Annotated in this window: 20 protein-coding genes and 1 other RNA gene; 9 read left to right on the top strand and 12 right to left on the bottom strand. The window is 74.8% G+C overall.

Features of this window, described 5'->3' with window-relative positions; all coding sequences use genetic code 11:
• Positions 1–3: 3 nt before the first annotated feature.
• Entirely contained in the window at positions 4–1,152 is a 1,149-nt protein-coding gene (locus tag ACZ34W_RS01480; protein WP_329487402.1) for a bifunctional RNase H/acid phosphatase, read from the top strand.
• 52 nt (positions 1,153–1,204) lie between these two features.
• On the opposite strand, the gene yaaA is transcribed toward ACZ34W_RS01480, so the two are convergent.
• Together yaaA and ACZ34W_RS01470 are read right to left on the bottom strand one after the other, a co-directional pair.
• The gene (gene yaaA / locus ACZ34W_RS01475; protein WP_465600627.1) at positions 1,205–1,990 is read right to left on the bottom strand and encodes a peroxide stress protein YaaA; all 786 of its coding nucleotides are present in this window, start codon (positions 1,988–1,990) and stop codon (positions 1,205–1,207) included.
• A 75-nt stretch (positions 1,991–2,065) separates the two neighbouring features.
• Positions 2,066–2,512, bottom strand: a complete 447-nt coding sequence (locus ACZ34W_RS01470) for a DUF3995 domain-containing protein (protein ID WP_465600624.1) — start codon at positions 2,510–2,512, stop codon at positions 2,066–2,068.
• Between the two features lie 305 nt (positions 2,513–2,817).
• Between ACZ34W_RS01470 and ACZ34W_RS01465 the strand changes: the two genes are divergently transcribed.
• The 3 genes from ACZ34W_RS01465 to rnpB all read left to right on the top strand — a co-directional run bounded on the left by ACZ34W_RS01465 (position 2,818) and on the right by rnpB (position 6,344).
• The gene (locus tag ACZ34W_RS01465) at positions 2,818–4,272 is read left to right on the top strand and encodes an RNB domain-containing ribonuclease (protein WP_465600620.1); all 1,455 of its coding nucleotides are present in this window, start codon (positions 2,818–2,820) and stop codon (positions 4,270–4,272) included.
• 160 nt (positions 4,273–4,432) lie between these two features.
• Positions 4,433–5,932: a DHA2 family efflux MFS transporter permease subunit gene (locus ACZ34W_RS01460; protein WP_465600617.1), complete on the top strand. Its 1,500-nt coding sequence runs from the start codon at positions 4,433–4,435 to the stop codon at positions 5,930–5,932.
• 13 nt (positions 5,933–5,945) lie between these two features.
• An RNA gene (rnpB, locus tag ACZ34W_RS01455) (RNase P RNA component class A) lies at positions 5,946–6,344 on the top strand.
• 84 nt (positions 6,345–6,428) lie between these two features.
• Here the strand turns inward: rnpB and ACZ34W_RS01450 are convergent.
• The 3 genes from ACZ34W_RS01450 to ACZ34W_RS01440 all read right to left on the bottom strand — a co-directional run bounded on the left by ACZ34W_RS01450 (position 6,429) and on the right by ACZ34W_RS01440 (position 8,558).
• Positions 6,429–6,686, bottom strand: a complete 258-nt coding sequence (locus ACZ34W_RS01450; RefSeq protein WP_329487397.1) for a Prokaryotic metallothionein — start codon at positions 6,684–6,686, stop codon at positions 6,429–6,431.
• A 101-nt stretch (positions 6,687–6,787) separates the two neighbouring features.
• Positions 6,788–7,186, bottom strand: coding sequence for an ACT domain-containing protein (locus ACZ34W_RS01445; protein ID WP_329487396.1), 399 nt, complete (start codon positions 7,184–7,186; stop codon positions 6,788–6,790).
• Positions 7,187–7,262: 76 nt separating this feature from the next.
• Complete coding sequence (locus ACZ34W_RS01440; RefSeq protein WP_465600612.1) at positions 7,263–8,558, bottom strand: hypothetical protein; 1,296 nt, start codon at positions 8,556–8,558, stop codon at positions 7,263–7,265.
• A 418-nt stretch (positions 8,559–8,976) separates the two neighbouring features.
• Between ACZ34W_RS01440 and ACZ34W_RS01435 the strand changes: the two genes are divergently transcribed.
• Positions 8,977–9,648 (top strand): PadR family transcriptional regulator, encoded by a 672-nt coding sequence (locus ACZ34W_RS01435; RefSeq protein WP_396486941.1) that lies wholly within the window; start codon positions 8,977–8,979, stop codon positions 9,646–9,648.
• 39 nt (positions 9,649–9,687) lie between these two features.
• Here the strand turns inward: ACZ34W_RS01435 and ACZ34W_RS01430 are convergent, their stop codons facing one another.
• Positions 9,688–9,888 carry a hypothetical protein gene (locus ACZ34W_RS01430; RefSeq protein ID WP_329487393.1) on the bottom strand — a complete coding sequence of 67 codons (201 nt, stop codon included), beginning with the start codon at positions 9,886–9,888 and terminating at the stop codon, positions 9,688–9,690.
• Positions 9,889–9,914: 26 nt separating this feature from the next.
• Positions 9,915–10,145, bottom strand: coding sequence for a hypothetical protein (locus ACZ34W_RS01425; RefSeq protein ID WP_329487392.1), 231 nt, complete (start codon positions 10,143–10,145; stop codon positions 9,915–9,917).
• A 453-nt stretch (positions 10,146–10,598) separates the two neighbouring features.
• Between ACZ34W_RS01425 and ACZ34W_RS01420 the strand changes: the two genes are divergently transcribed.
• Positions 10,599–11,300 carry a bifunctional DNA primase/polymerase gene (locus tag ACZ34W_RS01420; RefSeq protein WP_465600607.1) on the top strand — a complete coding sequence of 234 codons (702 nt, stop codon included), beginning with the start codon at positions 10,599–10,601 and terminating at the stop codon, positions 11,298–11,300.
• 22 nt (positions 11,301–11,322) lie between these two features.
• Here ACZ34W_RS01420 and map read toward each other — a convergent pair whose 3' ends face one another.
• Positions 11,323–12,168 carry a type I methionyl aminopeptidase gene (map, locus tag ACZ34W_RS01415; RefSeq protein ID WP_329487390.1) on the bottom strand — a complete coding sequence of 282 codons (846 nt, stop codon included), beginning with the start codon at positions 12,166–12,168 and terminating at the stop codon, positions 11,323–11,325.
• Between the two features lie 105 nt (positions 12,169–12,273).
• Here map and ACZ34W_RS01410 point away from each other — a divergent pair, with 105 nt between their 5' ends.
• Positions 12,274–12,498 carry a hypothetical protein gene (locus ACZ34W_RS01410; protein ID WP_329487389.1) on the top strand — a complete coding sequence of 75 codons (225 nt, stop codon included), beginning with the start codon at positions 12,274–12,276 and terminating at the stop codon, positions 12,496–12,498.
• Positions 12,499–12,561: 63 nt separating this feature from the next.
• Here the strand turns inward: ACZ34W_RS01410 and ACZ34W_RS01405 are convergent, their stop codons facing one another.
• The 3 genes from ACZ34W_RS01405 to ACZ34W_RS01395 all read right to left on the bottom strand — a co-directional run bounded on the left by ACZ34W_RS01405 (position 12,562) and on the right by ACZ34W_RS01395 (position 15,350).
• Positions 12,562–13,230 carry a GNAT family N-acetyltransferase gene (locus tag ACZ34W_RS01405; RefSeq protein WP_465600602.1) on the bottom strand — a complete coding sequence of 223 codons (669 nt, stop codon included), beginning with the start codon at positions 13,228–13,230 and terminating at the stop codon, positions 12,562–12,564.
• A gap of 100 nt (positions 13,231–13,330) precedes the next feature.
• Positions 13,331–14,662 (bottom strand): MFS transporter, encoded by a 1,332-nt coding sequence (locus tag ACZ34W_RS01400; RefSeq protein ID WP_329487387.1) that lies wholly within the window; start codon positions 14,660–14,662, stop codon positions 13,331–13,333.
• 88 nt (positions 14,663–14,750) lie between these two features.
• Positions 14,751–15,350 carry a hypothetical protein gene (locus tag ACZ34W_RS01395; RefSeq protein WP_329487386.1) on the bottom strand — a complete coding sequence of 200 codons (600 nt, stop codon included), beginning with the start codon at positions 15,348–15,350 and terminating at the stop codon, positions 14,751–14,753.
• A gap of 47 nt (positions 15,351–15,397) precedes the next feature.
• Between ACZ34W_RS01395 and npdG the strand changes: the two genes are divergently transcribed.
• Positions 15,398–16,090, top strand: coding sequence for an NADPH-dependent F420 reductase (npdG, locus tag ACZ34W_RS01390; protein WP_329487384.1), 693 nt, complete (start codon positions 15,398–15,400; stop codon positions 16,088–16,090).
• Between the two features lie 99 nt (positions 16,091–16,189).
• The gene (locus tag ACZ34W_RS01385) at positions 16,190–16,384 is read left to right on the top strand and encodes a hypothetical protein (protein ID WP_329487383.1); all 195 of its coding nucleotides are present in this window, start codon (positions 16,190–16,192) and stop codon (positions 16,382–16,384) included.
• Positions 16,385–16,394: 10 nt separating this feature from the next.
• On the opposite strand, the gene ACZ34W_RS01380 is transcribed toward ACZ34W_RS01385, so the two are convergent.
• Positions 16,395–17,210, bottom strand: coding sequence for a site-2 protease family protein (locus ACZ34W_RS01380; protein ID WP_465600596.1), 816 nt, complete (start codon positions 17,208–17,210; stop codon positions 16,395–16,397).
• Positions 17,211–17,284: the final 74 nt, after the last annotated feature.

Below are 17,284 nucleotides of genomic sequence, written 5' to 3'. Positions count from 1 at the left end.
CCGATGGCGGGGCGCAGGTTCGTCGTCGAGGCCGACGGAGGCTCCCGGGGCAACCCGGGGCCGGCCGGCTACGGCGCGGTGGTCCGGGACGGCGACACCGGTCTGATCATCGCCGAGGCTGCCGAGTTCATCGGCCACGCGACCAACAACGTGGCCGAGTACAAGGGCCTGATCGCCGGTCTGAAGGCGGCCCGGGAGCTGGACCCGGACGCCTCGGTGGACGTCCGGATGGACTCCAAGCTGGTGGTCGAGCAGATGTCCGGGCGCTGGAAGATCAAGCACCCCGACATGCAGCCGCTCGCCGCCGAGGCCCGGGCGGTGCTGCCGCGCGGCCAGGTCAAGTACACCTGGATCCCGCGCGAGCGGAACAAGGACGCCGACCGGCTGGCCAACGAGGCGATGGACGCGGGCAAGGCCGGCCGGCAGTGGGAGCCCAGGGCGGCCGGGGCCGAGCGGCCCGCCGTCGCCGACGAGCCCCCGCTGGAGACCGCCGCGCCCAAGGCCGGCTGGGCGGCCGCCGCCGACCTCGGCACGCCGACCACCTTCGTCCTGCTCCGCCACGGCGAGACCCACCTCACCCCGGAGAAGCGCTTCTCCGGCAGCGGCGGCAGCGATCCGGAGCTCTCCGAGAAGGGCCGCTGGCAGGCCGAGCGGGCGGCCGAGGCGCTGGCCTCCCGCGGTTCGGTCCAGGCCGTGGTCAGCTCGCCGATGCTCCGTACCCGGCAGACCGCCGAGACCGTCGCCGCCCGCCTCGGCCTGGAGGTCCGCTACGAGGACGGCCTGCGCGAGGTGGACTTCGGCGCCTGGGAGGGGCTGACCTTCGCCGAGGTGCAGGAGCGCCACCCGGAGGACCTCAACGCCTGGCTCGGCTCGGCGAAGGCCAAGCCGACCGGCGGCGGCGAGAGCTTCACCGCGCTCACCCACCGGATCGGCGTCGCCCGGGACAAGATCCTGGCCCGCCACCACGGCCGGACCGTCCTGGTGGTGTCGCACGTCAGCCCGATCAAGACCCTGGTGCGGCTGGCGCTCGGCGCCCCGCCGGACTCGCTCTACCGGATGGAGCTGTCCGCCGCCTCGCTCTGCGCCGTCCAGTACTACGCGGACGGCAACGCCTCGGTGCGGCTGCTCAACGACACCGGGCACCTGCGCTGACGCCCCGGCGGCGGGCCCACCGGGGCCCGCCGCCGGCGCCGTTCGGCGCGGCTCAGTGCACCTCGGTGACCACCACGTCCAGCTGCCAGGGCTTGCGGGCGGTGCCCTCGGCCGCGACCTCCACCCGGTGCCCCAGTCCGAGCAGCGCGTCCACCAGTTCGCCGGGCGTCTTCGGCTCGGCCCCCGCCACCAGCAGGTCACGGACCAGCCGGCCCTTGGTGGCCTTGTTGAAGTGGCTCACCACCGAGCGCTTGCCGTCGCGCTCCTGGAGCACCCGCACGGTGGCCGTCCGGGTCACCAGCTCACCGGCCGGCTTCCAGGCCGCCGCGTACGCGGAACTGCGCAGGTCCAGCACCAGGCCGTCGGCCACCTCCGGCAGCACGGACGCCGTCGCGGCGCGCCAGTACGGGCCGAGGGCGCCCGGGCCGGGCAGCTTCACACCCATCGAGCAGCGGTAGGGCGGGATCCGGTCCCCGATCCGGACGGCGCCCCAGAGGCCGGAGAAGACCAGCAGCGAGCGCGCGGCCCGGTCGTACGCGGCCTCGTCCAGGGTGGCCAGACCGAGGTTGTCGAAGAGCACGCCGGTGTACACCTCGCCGGCGGGCCGCGCACCGGCCGTCGGCAGCCCCGCGTTCCGGGCCACCTCGCCGCGCAGCCCGGGGCTCAGGCCGAGCACCCCGGCGGCGGCCTCCTCGTCCCCCCGGCAGAGGCCGACCAGGGCCTCCAGCACCCGCGCCCGCGCCGCCGTCAGCCCGGGCAGCGACAGCGTGTCGAGCGCCACCGGAACGCCGTCCCCGGACGCGGCCTTGCCCTCCGAGGGCGGCAACAGCACCAGCACAGCGGACTCCTCAACATTTTGTGGCGGGCGAACCCCGCCACCCTACGCAAGCCGGCCCGGCCGCGGGTAACCCCGCTACCGCCCGGGCCGCGGGGCCGCCGCCGCGACCAGCGCCGCCCCGGCGCCGAGCGCCAGGCAGAGCGGCGAGTAGTAGCGCGCGTTCAGCCGCCTGAAGCGCTCCGTCCGTTCGTTCAGCACGCCGAAGACCAGCGGCCCGGCCGCCCCGCGCGCCAGCAGGACCCCCGCGACCGTCCGGACGCCGGCCCGGCGCACCCCGCGCGGCCCGACCGCCGGCAGCGCCCCGGCCTCCGCGCCGACCAGGTAGGCCGCCGTGCCCAGCAGCCCCGCCACCGCCAGGCAGGCCGCCGCCGGCGGCACGCCCCCGCCGGTGCCGATCACGGTGTCCGCGAACTCCTGCGGCGACCGCGCCGGCCACGGCGTCACCGTCCAGAGCGCGTGCAGCGCCCCCGTCACCGCCAGCCCCCCGGCCACCGCCGCCCCCGTCACCCGTACCGCGTCCATCCGCCGAGCCCCCTCCCGCGTCCGATCGATGAGGCCACCCTACGAGCGCTTACGGAGAACCCGTTGGGCCGCCGCCCGGCCGCGGCATACGGTGGCACCGAAGGAGAGTGACGAGATGACCATGCGCCCCCTGGACCTGGTGCCCGGCGACGACGACGCGGTGGCCCTCGCCGCCAAGGACCTCAGGGCCCTGCTCGGCCGCTGAGCGGGGGCGGGCCCGGCCGGCGCGGCGGCCCGGGCGGACGTCGGCGCGCCCTGCCGCCGACGTCCGCCCGGAATCACCCGATTCGCCCTACGCTGCCTGCATGCCACGCCGAAAACTGCGCGTCAAAGCCGCCGACTCGGCCCGGATCAACGCCGAACTGGCCGAGCTGCGCGCCCGCCTGGAGATCCGTACCGAGTGGCCGGAGGCCGTGCTCGCGGAGGCCGAGCGGGCCGCCGAGTCGCCGCGGCTGCCGGAGTACGACGCGACCGACCTCCCGCTCTTCACCGTCGACCCGCCCGGCTCCCGCGACCTCGACCAGGCCATGCACCTGGCCCGCCGGCCCGGCGGCGGCTACCGGGTGCACTACGCGATCGCCGACGTCGCCGCCTTCGTCCGCCCCGGCGGCGCGATCGACGCCGAGGCCCGCCGCCGCGTCCAGACCCTCTACTTCCCCGACCACCGCGTCCCGCTGCACCCGGCCCGGCTCAGCGAGGACGCCGCCAGCCTGCTGCCCGGCGAGACCCGCCCGGCCCTGCTCTGGCAGCTCGACCTGGACACCGACGGCGCCGTCGTCCTCGCCGACCTGCGCCGCGCGCTGGTCCGCTCGCACCGCCGGCTCGACTACGACGACGTCCAGCGGGCCGTGGACGCCGGCGGCGCCGACGAGCAGCTCGCCCTGCTCGCCGCCGTCGGCCGGCTCCGCGAGGAGCAGGAGCGGGCCCGCGGCGGGATCAGCCTGCTCGTCCCCGAGCAGGAGATCGAGGAGACCCTGCACGGGTACGTCCTCGGCTACCGCGCGCTCGGTCCCGCCGACGGCTGGAACGCCCAGATCTCCCTGCTCACCGGGACCGCCGCGGCGGACCTGATGCTGGACGCCGGCGTCGGCCTGCTGCGCACCCTGCCCGCCGCGCCCGCCGCCGCGTACGAGCGGCTGCGCCGCACCGCCCGCGCGCTCGACATCACCTGGCCGGACGACCTTTCCTACCCGGACCTCGTCCGCTCGCTCGACCCCGGGGCCCCGCTGCACGCGGCCTTCCTCAACGAGTGCACCGGACTGCTGCGCGGGGCCGGCTACCGGGCCTTCGACGAAGCCCGGGGCCTGCCCGCCCCGGCCGACCCGGTGCACGCCGCGCTGGCCGCCCCGTACGCGCACTGCACCGCGCCGCTGCGCCGGCTCGGCGACCGCTTCGCCCAGGAGGTCTGCGCGGCCGTGGCCGCCGGCGAGGAGGTGCCGGACTGGGTCCGGGAAGCACTGCCCGGCGTCCCCGCCCTGATGGAGGCCGGGGACCGCCGCTCGGCCGAGGTCGAACGGGCCTGCGTGGACCTGGTCGAGGCGGAGCTGCTGTCCGGCCGGGAGGGCGAGGACTTCCCCGCGGTGGTCATCGACGTGGACGAGCAGCGGCCCGCGCGCGGCACCGTACAGCTGCGCGAACCCGCCGTCCGGGCGCGCTGCGAGGCGGCGGGCGGGGCGGTGCTCCCGCTCGGCGGCCGGATCGTCGCCCGCCTGACGCAGGCCGACCCGGCCACCCGCACCGTCCGCTTCGCCGCGCTCTGAGGCGTTCTGACGCGCGTTCCGACGCCCCCCGCGCCGGCCCCCCGCGCCGGACCCCCCGCGCCCGGGCCTCCGCCCGGACCGCCCGGACCGTCCGGGGCCGCGCCACCCGGACGGGCCGATCCACCGCCGCTCCGGGGCGCCCGGGTGGGAGGATCGACCCGTGGCCGAACCGACCTCCCTCCCCGCGCCGTCCGCCGACCCGGGCCGGCGCCGCAGGCTGCTGATCCTCGGGATCTGCTGCCTGAGCCTGTTCATCGTCGGGCTCGACAACACCGTGGTGAACATGGCCCTCCCGGCGATCCAGCAGGACTTCGACGCCCCGGCCTCCGGCCTGCAGTGGATCATCGATGCCTACACCCTGGTGCTGGCCTCGCTGCTGATGCTGTTCGGCTCGGTGGCCGACCGCTTCGGCCGCCGCCGGGTGTTCCAGACCGGTCTGCTGCTCTTCGTGCTCGGCTCGCTGCTCTGCAGCCTGGCCCCCAGCCTGGAGTGGCTGGTGGTGTTCCGGGCGGTGCAGGCCGTCGGCGGTTCGATGCTGAACCCGGTGGCGATGTCGATCATCACCAACACCTTCACCGAACCGCGCGAGCGGGCCCGGGCGATCGGCGTCTGGGGCGGGGTGGTCGGCATCTCGATGGCGCTCGGCCCGCTGCTCGGCGGGTTCCTGGTGGACATCGCCGGCTGGCCGGCGATCTTCCTGATCAACGTCCCGGTCGGGCTGGTCGCCTGCCTGCTGACCGCCCGTTACGTCCCCGAGTCGCGCTCGCCCCGGCCCCGCCGGCTGGACCCGGTCGGCCAGGTGCTGATGGTGGTGCTGCTCGGCTGCGGCACCGCCGCGATCATCGAGGGCCCCGAGCACGGCTGGACGTCCCCGCTGATCCTCGGGCTCGGCGCGGCCGCGCTGGCCGCGCTGGTGGCCTTCCCGTTCTGGGAGCTGCGGGTGACCGAGCCGCTGGTCGACCCGCGGTTCTTCCGCAGCGCGCCGTTCACCGGAGCCACCGTCACCGCCGTCTGCGCCTTCGCCGCGCTCGGCGGCTTCCTCTTCCTCAACACCCTGTACCTGCAGAACGTCCGGCACTACAGCCCGGTCGAGGCGGGCCTGTGGACGCTGCCGATGGCCGGGATGATGCTGGTCTGCGCGCCGCTCTCGGGCCGGATCGTCGGCGGCCGGGGGCCGCGCGGCCCGCTGGTCGCGGCGGGTCTCGGCCTCGCCGCCAGCGGGCTGCTGCTCACCCGGCTCACCGCCGACTCCCCGCCGGGCCTGCTGCTGGCCGCCTACGCGCTGTTCGGCTTCGGCTTCGGCATGGTCAACGCGCCGATCACCAATGCCGCCGTCTCCGGGATGCCGCGCGCCCAGGCGGGGGTGGCGGCGGCGGTCGCCTCGACCAGCCGCCAGGTCGGCCAGTCGCTCGGCGTCGCGGTGATCGGCACGGTGGTCACCTCGGCCGTCGTGGGTCCGGTCGCCACCGGCTTCGCCCCGGCCAGCCACGCCGGCTGGTGGATCGTGACCGGGCTGGGCCTCGCGATCCTCCTCCTCGGGCTGGTCACCACCACGGCCTGGGCCACCGGCACCGCCACCCGGGTGGCCGCCCGCCTCGGCGGCGACCCGCCCCTCGTCCGGGCCGGGGTACGGGACGCCCCGCCCGAGCGGTTACGATGACCACTACGGCGGAAGAGTCGGCCGGGCGGTCGCGACGGGTCCTCAGGGCCCGCCGAGGAACGTCCGGGCTCCACAGAGCAGGGTGGTGGGTAACGCCCACCCGGGGTGACCCGCGGGACAGTGCCACAGAAAACAGACCGCCCACCGCTTCGGCGGCGGGTAAGGGTGAAACGGTGGTGTAAGAGACCACCAGCGACCGGGGTGACTCGGCCGGCTCGGTAAACCCCACCTGGAGCAAGGTCAAGATCGGTGCCCCCGGGCACCGTGCGCGGATGTTCGAGGGCTGCTCGCCCGAGTCCGCGGGTAGACCGCACGAGGCTGTCGGCAACGGCAGTCCTAGATGGATGACCGCCTCCCCGGGCCGCGCGAGCAGCCCAGGAGACAGAACCCGGCGTACAGGCCGACTCTTCCGCCCCTCTCCTCTCCGCTCCCGCCCGCCCCGGCACGGGCGCGGGCAGCGCCCGCCCGTGCCGGGAGCGACCGGTCCGTGCGCCGCTCAGGCCGGGTGGGCCCCGACCGCGTCGCGGATCTGTTCGCCCAGGCCGCCGTTGACCCGGGCGCAGTGCGCGCAGCAGAAGAACCGGCCGGCGACCTCGACGCCGTGGCCGACGATCCGGACCTGGCAGTGCTCACAGCGCGGGGCGAGCTTCTCCATCGCGCACTCGAAGCTGTCGAAGGTGTACACGTCGCCGGTGATCGTCTTGATCTCGAAGGACAGCCAGTAGTCGTTGGAGCAGACGTCGCAGACCGCCATGGGGCCGTCTCCCTTCCTGTCGGGGGGCTGACCGACCTGGCGGGCGCTCAGCCCTCCCAGTCTCGGAGCCCCCGGGGGGAGCGGCCACTCGGCGCACCCGGTCAGGCGGACCGGGCGGACAGCTCCTCCAGGGCGCGCACCGCGCGGTCGGCGTCGTCGGCGCCGACGAACAGGTGGTCGTGGTGGAAGCCGGCCACCACGTTGCAGCTGATCCCCTCCTCGGCGAGCCGCACCGCCACGGCGGCGGTCAGGCCGACGGCCTCCAGCGCCGAGTGGATGTGCAGGGTGATCCAGGCCGCCACGTACTCGTAACGCAGGCCGAGCGCGTCGGCCTCCTCCTGCGCGACCACCACCGTCACCCCCTCGGGTTCGGCGACCGTCACCACCGGCCGCATTCCGGCGGGCACCTTCGCGGGCAGCGTGCAGTACACGTAGCGCCCCGGGTTGAGCCGCGGGCGCATGCCGCGCAGCAGGGTCGCAAGATCTCGTTCTCCGGCCATGCCCGCCACCGTAACGGCTGGGGGGCGGGCACCGGCCCGCCGTCGCGGCGTGTCGGTGCCCGGGCCCGGCCCCCGGTCAGCCCTGCGTCTTGTGGCGCCGGCTCTTGAGCATCAGGGCGCGCGAGAACTGGTCGTCCGCCGTGGTGGTCCGCTTGGGGAAGTTGGCGTTCATCAGCTTCTGGTAGGCGTCGGGCCGGAACTCGGCCATCAGCAGCCAGCCGCTGCGGACGTAGTCGGTGGGCGCGCTGTTCCCGGCGCCGTCGGTGCCGTCGATCTTGCCCGCGTAGTGGTGCGGCGGCTTGATCATCACGTCCACGAAGGTGTTCGCGAGCGGGGCCAGCATGGCCGGGGTGATCTTGTAGCGGCCGGACAGGTAGGCCCGGTACAGGCCCGCGCAGTCCAGGCTGCCGTGGTTGTTGTCCTCCTTGCCGTTGGTCGCCGGGGCGTACCCCCAGTCGTAGGCGGGCCTGCCGGCGTGGTCGGTGTAGGTGCGCACCGAGGAGAAGAACCAGTCGACGCTGCTCTGCACCAGGGCGTCGTACCGCTTGACCCGCTTCGGGTCGTCGCCGAGGAGCTGGTGGGCGATCGCCAGGTTCTGGAAGGCGTAGTCGAACATCATCTGCTGGTTCCACGGCACCGGCTGGCCGCCCTTGTAGGGCGAGTCCGCGGCGAAGTACTGGCGGTTGCCCTTGGAGACGTCCAGCAGCCGGGCGAGGATGTGCCGGTCGACGGCGGTGTCCGCCTCGGCGACGAACCGCTTGGCCCGGTCGAGGTAGGTGGCGCCGTACCCGTGCGGGTCGCCGGTGGTCACCGGCGTCTGCCAGAGCGCCGGCGTCCGCAGGATCAGCCGGGCGCAGTTGGCGAGGTGGCCCACCGGGTCGCCCTGCTCGCCGCCGGTGCCGACGGGCTTGGTGGTGACGTCGTTGGGCCAGGCGGGGTCGACCTTGCCGGTCCAGAGCACGTGCTGCCCGACCGGGCGCTTGGCCAGGTCGTTGCGCTCGGAGAGGACGGCGTCGCAGAAGACGATCATCCGGTCGAGGATCGCGCGGTCGGCGGAGACCTCGTACACCAGGCCCATCGCCTTGGTGTCCTCGCCGCTGTGGCCCTGGGCCCACTGGTTGCCGATGTTGTCGGCGGCCGGCGTGAGCGTCTTGATGTACGCGGTGAAGGACTTGATCTCCTCCGGGGTGACGGGGCCGTCCAGGCTGCTGAACGTCAGGGCCGGGCGGGCCTTGCCGACCGCCGCGACGGAGGCGGTCGCCCCCGTCCCCTCCGTCCCGGACGCCACGCCGGCGACCGCGATCACGCCGGCGCCGAGACAGGCCAGCGTCGTGCTTCCGAGCAGGACCTTCACGGGTTTCTTCGGTGCCATGCGCGGACCTCCTGGGCATCGGTCAGCCGTCTGACCGGGGTGAGCCGTCGTTCGGCCCCGCGCGCCCACGGCGAGCGGGGCCGAACCGGCCGGCCCGGAGGGCCGACACCACGGTTGACGGCCCCCGCACCGGCCCGGGTTCACCACCGGCGGGCCGCCCGCGACCGGTACCGGCCGCCCCGACTCCCGTGACAGTGCCGTCCGTTCACCGGCCCGTTCACCGGCCCGGTCCGGCGCGGCCCCACGGCGACCGGTCGTCAGCGCGCCGGGAGGCGTCCCGGCGGCGGTGGTCCGTCCCCGCCGGCCGGAAACACGCGCGACCCACTCGGCAACGATTGACGAGCGATAGTCAGCGATATATCGTCGAGCTATTGAGGCAGTGACGTGAATGCTGTCCGATCCACAGGAGGTGAGCGCGATGCGCTCTGGAACGCGATACGGGAAAGAGGGTCCGCGCGGCGGTCGGCGCCGCGGGCGGGGCCCGGAGTTCGGGGAGTTCCCCGGTGAGGGCGGAGAGGGCCGTGGGGCGTTCGGCGCGTTCGGGCCGCCGTTCGGCGGCGGTCCCGGGCGGCCGCCGGGCGGGCCGTTCGGCCACGGCTTCGGGGGGCACGGCGGGCGCGGGCACGGTCCGCGCGGCCGGCGCGGCGGGCGGGCCCGGCGCGGGGACGTGCGGGCCTCGCTGCTCGCGCTGCTCAAGGAACGGCCGATGCACGGCTACGAGATGATCGCGGAGATCGCCGAGAGGACGGGCGGGGCCTGGCGGCCGAGCCCGGGCTCGATCTACCCCAACCTCCAACTGCTGGAGGAGGAGGGCCTGATCACCGCCGAGGAGGTGGGCGGCAAGCGACTGGTCTCGCTGACCGAGTCCGGCCGGGCCGAGGCCGAGGCCGGGCCCGCCGAGCCGTGGGCGGAGGCCGGCCGGGAGGTCGACTGGGAGGCCGTCCACGAGGTGGGCCAGGCGCTCGGCGCGGTCGACCAGGCGATCCGGCAGGTGATGGCGACGGGGACGGAGGCGCAGCGCGCCAAGGGCCTCGCGGTGCTCAACGAGGCCCGCAAGAAGCTCTACCTGATCCTCGCCGAGGATGCCTGACCGCCCGAGGGGGGCGGGGACGGCGGACGGTGCCGCCGCTCAGCCGCGGACGGCGAACAGTGCCACGCAGGCGAGCAGCAGCACCGTCCAGCCGAACCAGAGCCAGGCGTTCGGCCCGAGCGCCGCGCTGTAGAGGCTGACCACCACCAGCAGGGCGGCGGTGACCACCGCGACCTGCCGGTTGTGCTGCGTCACGGCCTGCGGCCGGCGCCGGGTGCGGGTCCGTACGGTCTTCGCCATCGCCGTCCTCCCGGGGGGAGCGGCCGTCACCCGGAGGTGCGGGCGGTGGCCGTCTCGTCGTACTCGTAGCGCCAGAACCAGCGGAGGCCCCGCTGCTCCTTGACCCGGACGTACACCAGTGTGCGCGCGGGAGTCTCCCCGTGCGCGGGGACCGGCACCTTGTAGGTCTTGGGCACGCCGTACATCGGCCCCAACGGGATCGGGAGGATCCGGCCGTCCAGGGGGCCGCCGACGAATTCGGTGTCCGCGCTCTTCACCCCACCAGGGTCTCACCCCGCCGCGGCGGACCGGCGGGCGACCGGTGGCCGACCGCGGGCGGGGCGGTACGGCGGCGCGGGGAGGCACTGTGAGGGCCGGGTGCCGGGAGTGTGACCGGAGAGGCACCGCCCCCGGTCATCCGAAGGGCCCGCGCACCCTTATCCTTCCTGTTACGCCCTCGGGGTTCACCCGGGTCAGCGGGCCCCGTACGGGCCGGGTGAGGCGCACAGCGGTGTGCCCGCCGGGCCGCCGAGCCGCAGTCTCTGTACTGCCGCGACTCCGTGCCGTGACCCGGGCGTCGGCCGTCCGGCAACCCCGGCTCCGGCCGACGGGGCGCGGACAGCAGGGCCGAGCACCGTCCCGGGAAGCAGCGGGGGGCGCTGTGCGTTGCGTCGGAGTGGTACGTCGAATGCTGTGTCACACCAGGCACGGCAATGCGCGGAAGGGGCCCGATGGAAGCCGGCAGCAGGTGGACGACCTGGTGGCAGAAGCGTGAACGTCAGCGGGCCCGGTCGGCCGACGCGGACAGCCCCGCCGCCAGACTGGATCAGCTGCTGGGCGCCGTGCGCGCCGGCTTCCCGCTCGCACCCGCCGCCCATCCGGCCGGCTACCGCTGTTCCTGCGACCGGGTGGCCTGTCCGGCCCCCGCGCAGCACCCGGTCTCCTTCGCCTGGCAGAGCCAGGCGACCACCGAGCCGGAGCAGGTCGCCCGCTGGCTCTCGCGGGACCCACTGGCCAACTTCATCACCGCCACCGGCCGCGCCCACGACGTCCTGGACGTCCCGGCCGAGGCCGGCCGGCTGGCGCTGGAGCGGCTCGCGGCGCTGGGCGTCGAGGGTCCGGTGGCCGCCGTCGGCGAGGACCGCTACCTCTTCTTCACCGCCACCAGGGGCACCCCGGTGGACGAGGACGAGTGGTGGCCGAGCGCGCTGGACTCCACGCCGGACACCATGTCCGAGCACCCCGGTCTGCGCTGGCACTGCCGCGGCTCGTACACCCTGCTGCCGCCGGCCGCGCTGCCGGACGGCTCGCAGGTGCGCTGGCTCCGCGGGCCCGAGCAGCCGCTGCCGGATCCGCTGCGCGTCCTGGACGTGCTCACCGACGCCTGCACCGAGGTGGGCGCGGTCGCCGAGGAGCAGTGGCTGATCGGCTAGCGCGCCCACCCGGGGGAGCGGGCTACGGCAGGGTGAGGACCTCGGCGCCGTCGGCGGTGACGACCAGCGTGTGCTCGAACTGGGCGGTCCGCTTGCGGTCCTTGGTGACGACCGTCCAGCCGTCGGCCCAGATCTCGTAGTCGTAGGTGCCCAGGGTCAGCATCGGCTCGATGGTGAAGGTCATCCCCGGCTTGATCACCTCGGTGGCCCGCTCGCTGTCGTAGTGCGGGACGATCAGGCCGGAGTGGAACGACGTGTTGATGCCGTGCCCGGTGAAGTCCCGCACCACGCCGTAGTCGAAGCGCTTCGCGTAGGACTCGATGACCCGGCCGATCACGTTGATCTGCCGGCCGGGCTTGACCGCCTTGATCGCCCGGGCGAGCGACTCCCGGGTGCGCTCCACCAGCAGCCGGGACTCCTCGTCCACGTCGCCGCAGAGGTAGGTGGCGTTGAGGTCGCCGTGCACCCCGTGGATGTACGCGGTGGCGTCGATGTTGACGATGTCCCCGTCCTGCAGCACGGTCGAGTCGGGGATGCCGTGGCAGATCACCTCGTTGATCGAGGTGCAGATCGACTTGGGGAAGCCCCGGTAGCCGAGGTCGGACGGGTAGGCCCCGTGGTCGCACATGTAGGTGTGGGCGACGGCGTCCAGCGCGTCGGTGGTGACGCCCGGCGCGATCAGCTTGGCGGCCTCCGCCATCGCCCGGGCGGCGATCCGGCTCGCGATCCGCATCTTCTCGATGGTCTCGGCGGTCTGCACCTCGGGCCCGGTGTACGGCGCCGGCGCGGGCCGTCCGACGTACTCGGGGCGAGCGATGTGCGCCGGGACCTTGCGGGTGGGGGACTGGATGCCGGGTACGAGAGCCATGGTCGCGAGTCTATCCGCCGGTCCCCGGCCCTCCGGGGGTGTGCGGGACGGGCGGCCGCGCGCGATGATCAGTGACGACAGGCCCATCGAACGGGAGAGACCGCCATGCCCCTGGGATTCCACCGCAAGCCGACCGGACTGCCGGGCGAGTGGTTCTACTGCATCAAGCACGCCAAGGTGGAGGAGGGGCCGGAGTGCCCCGCCAAGGACCGTCTCGGCCCGTACGCCAGCCGTGAGGAGGCGGCCCACGCGCTGGAGACCGCCGAGGAGCGCAACCGGGAGTGGAAGAACGACGACGAGCGCTTCGACGGACGGCCGACCGAGGGCTGACCCCGCGACCGGCGCTGCCCCGCCCCTGGCCCGCCACCGCGGCGGGGCAGGGGCGGCGCCGTGTCAGGCGCCCTGCGGGCCGACGTACTTGGCGCTGGTCAGCGGGGCGAGCACCCGCCAGCCCAGCGTGCTGTACAGCGCGCGCCCGTCCGGCGTCCCGGCCAGCACCCCGGTCTGGGCGCCCCGGTCGTGCGCCGCGCCCGCCAGCGCCCGCATGACCAGCGAGCCGAGGCCCTTGCGGCGGTGCTCGGCGGAGGTCTCGATCTGGTCCGCGACGGCGGTCGCGCCGCAGACGCCGATCTGGCCGCGGGCCGCCAGTGCGCCGTCCTCGGCGGTGACCAGGGCGCGGACGACCTCGCCGCGGGCCCAGGTGCGCAGGCGGTAGCCCGCGGGGGCGGTGAGCCCGGGGGCGGGGGCCAGCCGGACGGTCATCAGGAAGGCCGGCTCGTCGTCGACCCACCAGTCGGGTCCGAGCCAGGGGGCGATGACGGCGGGCTCCGCGAAGACCTTGAGCCACGTCCCCCGGGCACGCACCGCGCCGGCGACCTTGCGGACGTCGGCCTCCCGTACGGCGTCCCCGGTGGCGTCCAGGACGTGCCGGGTCACGTGGTCGGTGAGGCCGACGTCGACGGTGTAGCCCCAGGGCTCCACGATCGGCGGCGCGGCCGACCGCGACACGACCCAGCCGTCCACCCAGCTCCGTACGACGTTCTCCGCCGTGATCTCCAGCATGGCCACCCTCCGCTCGCCGGACGTCAACGGAGTCCAGGGTAATAGTCTCAAGCCATCTGTGTCACTTACTTTCTCGGGGCGTGGCACCGGACCGGGCCGGTCAGACCGCCGCCCGGGCCCGTGCCTCCTCGGCCTTCGCGTGCTCGGCGCGCACCGCCGCCGCGTGCGGGTCGGTGCGGTCGTCGTACGAGAGCAGCCGGGGCAGCGCGGCGGCGAGCGCCAGCACGCCGACCACGCAGGCCACACCGCCGGCCCAGACCGAGGCCCGGACGCCGACCAGACCGGCCATCCCGCCCGCCCGGACCTGGCCGAGCTGCGGGCCGACCGAGTAGCTGAGCAGCTCGACGCCGGCCATCCGGCCGCGCACCTCGTCGGGGATGGACTGGTTCCACATGGTCGAGCGGGCGATCCCGCTGATCTGGTCGGCCCCGCCGGCCAGGGCGAGGCAGAGCAGCACCGGCCAGACGGCGCCGCAGAGACCGGCCAGGGCCATCGCCGCGCCCCAGCCGAGCGCGGCCACCACCAGCAGCCGGCCGTGCCGGTGGACCCGGGACGTCCAGCCGCTGGTCGCCGAGACCGCCAGCGCGCCCACCGCCGAGGCCGCGTACATCGGGCCGAGCGCCCAGTCGGCGCCCAGCTCCGAGGCGAGGAAGGGGAAGATCGCCACCGGGAAGGCGAACAGCATCGCGCAGACGTCGATCGCGTAGGTGCCCAGCAGGTCCTTGCGGCTCCAGGCGTAGCGGACCCCGGTCAGGACGGCCCGCACGGACGGCTTCTCGGCGCCGGTGGGCGGCGGCACCGCGCGGATCCGGGCGAGCAGCAGCAGCGAGGCGCCGAAGGTGAGCACGTCCAGCGCGTAGGCGGTCTGGACCCCGGCGAAGGCCACGATGATCCCGGCCAGCGCCGGGCCGGCCACCGAACCGGCGTTGCGGTAGAGCGAGTTGAGCGCGAAAGCGGCGGTCAGCTGGTCGTGCGGGACGATCCGCGGGGTCAGCGAGTCCAGGGCCGGGCGCTGCAGGCCGTCGGTCGCGGCGACCAGGGCGGCCACCAGGTAGACCGGCCAGAGCACCGGTGTCGGCAGCAGCGCGTTGATCAGCAGCAGACCGGTGAGCAGGCCGAGCCCGGCCTCCGAGAACAGCACCAGCTTGCGCCGGTCCAGCGCGTCGGCCAGGGCGCCGCCCCAGAGGCCGAAGACGATCAGCGGCACCAGCTCGAAGGCGCCGACCAGGCCGACCGCGAAGGAGGAGCCGGTGAGGTCCTTGATCTGCATCGGCACGGCGACGTAGGTGAGGAAGCTGCCGAGGCTGGTGATGCAGCCCGAGAGCCAGAGCAGCCGGAAGTCCCGGGAGGAGTGCCAGGGTGCCAGGTCGGGGCGCAGGGAGGTCAGCAGTGTCCGGACTCGCCCGGACGGAGGTGGTTCGGCGTCGTTCACGAACGACCATCCTCGGCGCCGCCCCCTCGGGGCCGCAACGGATTTTCGCCCGTCCCACCGCCTCGGGTGCCGTCTGCCCCGCCCGCCGCTACCAGCGGCTGAGCCCCGGCCCCGAGCCGAGCCGCCCGGCCAGCGCCGCCAGCCGGCCGAGCGCGCCGCGCCGGGCCGGCGCCTGCCCGGCGGCGGCGCTGACCAGGTGCTGCGCGAGGTCGAACGGTTCCTCCTCGCCGGTGCCGACCGCCAGCCGCTCGTGCGCCAGGCCCGCCAGCTCGCCCCGCTCGGCGGGGCCGTCCAGGGCGAGCACGGTCGCCCCGCCCCGTCGCGCGTCGTGGACCCGTTCGAGCAGCGGCGCCCCGGCCGCCGTGGGCGCCACCACCAGCACCGTCGCCCCGCGCCCGGCCTCGGTCAGCCGCCGCAGGCCGTGCGCCAGATGGGCCGGCGCCCGAGCGGGCACCCGGTGCCGCAGCAGGGTCGGCGCCAGCCGGGGGACGTCGGACCAGGCCGCCTCGTCGTCCAGATGGGCGGCCAGGTGCCAGGGCTCGTACTCCTCGGTGCCGACCAGCAGCAGCGCGCCCGCCCCGCGCCGGGAGACGGCGTGGCGCAGCGAGCCGGCGAAGCCGCCGACCGCCTCCAGCCAGCCCGTGCCGGTCAGCCGCTCGCGGAGTGCCGAAACTCTCACCTCGTCCATGGGCCACAGAATGTCGCGGCGGGCCGGGCGTTTGGCAGGATCGGCCCATGACTTCCCTCGATTCAGCGACAAACCCGGCCCACGAGCTGCCGGACGTCTCGCAGCTGGTGGTCGGTGTCCTCGGTGGCACCGGCGACCAGGGGCGGGGGCTCGCCCACCGGCTCGCCAAGGCCGGCCAGCAGGTGATCATCGGTTCCCGTGACGCGGCCCGCGCCGAGGCCTCGGCGGCCGAACTCGGCCTCGGCGTGCGCGGCGCCGACAACGCGACCACCGCGCGCGAGAGCGACATCGTGATCGTCGCGGTGCCCTGGGACGGGCACGCCGCCACCCTCACCGCCCTCCGCGAGGAGCTGGCCGGGAAGATCGTGGTGGACTGCGTCAACCCGCTCGGCTTCGACAAGCAGGGCGCGTACGCGCTGGTGCCGGAGGAGGGCAGTGCCGCCCAGCAGGCCGCCGCGCTGCTGCCGGACTCCCGGGTCACCGCCGCCTTCCACCACCTCTCGGCGGTGCTGCTCCAGGACGAGTCGGTCGAGCGGATCGACACCGACGTGATGGTGCTGGGCGACGAGCGGGCCGCCACCGACCTGGTCCAGGCGCTGGCCGCCCGGATCCCCGGGATGCGCGGCATCTTCGCCGGCCGGCTGCGCAACGCCCACCAGGTGGAGTCCCTGGTCGCCAACCTGATCTCGGTCAACCGCCGTTACAAGGCCCACGCGGGCCTGCGGATCACCGACGTCTGACCGGCGCCGGGGCGCGCCGATCTCACCCCCGGGCCCGGCCCGGGGGTGAGATCGGCGAGAATGGGGCCGTCCGTCACCCGGCCCTAGGAGCCCCCCGCCATGCCCCGCACGTCCCTCTTCGCCTCGATCGTCGTCGTCCTCGCGCTGGCCGCAGCCGTGGTCTCCCTGGTGCGGGGCGACTGGGTGGGCCTGGTCTGGATCCCGCTGGCCGGCGTGGCCAGCAACGTCCTCTGGCTGAACCTGCGCCGGGCGAAGCTGGCGAAGGCCGCGGCCGAGCGCGCCGCGGCCTCCTGAAGCCGGCCGGCTAGTTCTTCCAGAAGGTGAACAGGTCGTGGCCGACCTGGGCGTACAGCCGGTCGACGCCGAGCAGGTCCATCACGCCGTAGACGGCCTCGAAGAAGTAGTGGTTCACCTCGGGCTGCCAGAGCAGCGCGAAGATCGCCAGCATCCCGTACGGGGCGAACGGCTCGACCGCCCGGCGGGCCTTGTGGGACAGCCAGGGCTCGATGATCCCGTAGCCGTCCAGACCCGGCACCGGCAGCAGGTTCAGCAGGGTCGCGCTGAGCTGCAGCATGCCGAGGAAGCCCAGGGCCAGCGCCAGCGGCGACACGCTCAGCTCGTAGCCGTTCCAGACCGCGTGCACCTCGGTGCCGTCCAGCCAGCCGGCGCCCACCGGGACCAGGATCAGCACCGCGGCGGCCAGGTTCACCAGCGGGCCGGCCGCCGAGACCAGGCTGTGCTTGAGCCGCCCGTTGATCCGGTGCCGCTCGATCCAGACCGCCCCGCCGGGCAGGCCGATGCCGCCGAGCAGCACGAAGACGATCGGCAGCACGAAGCTGAGCAGCGCGTTCGCGTACTTGAGCGGGTTGAGCGTGAGGTAGCCCTTGGCGCCGACGGTGATGTCGCCGCCGTGCAGGGCGGTGCGGGCGTGCGCGTACTCGTGCAGGCAGAGCGAGACCATCCAGCCTGCCACCACGAACAGGAAGATCCCGAACCGGGCGTTGCCGTAGCCCGCGTAGACCGCCCAGCCGGAGGTCGCGAGGGTGGCCAGCATGGCCCAGAACACCGGGCTGATCCGTCGGTCCTCGCGGCGCGAGCGCTGCGTTGCGGCGAAGGTCATGACGTGGTCGCTCCGGGGGTCTGGGGTGCGGGCAGGGGACCGATCATGCCCGGCGGGCCCGTTGCCGGACAAGC

It is taken from the genome of Kitasatospora sp. NPDC022856, assembly GCF_055561235.1.
The sequence above is the reverse complement of the archived record's forward strand: the minus strand, read 5'-3'. Positions and strand labels throughout refer to the sequence as shown.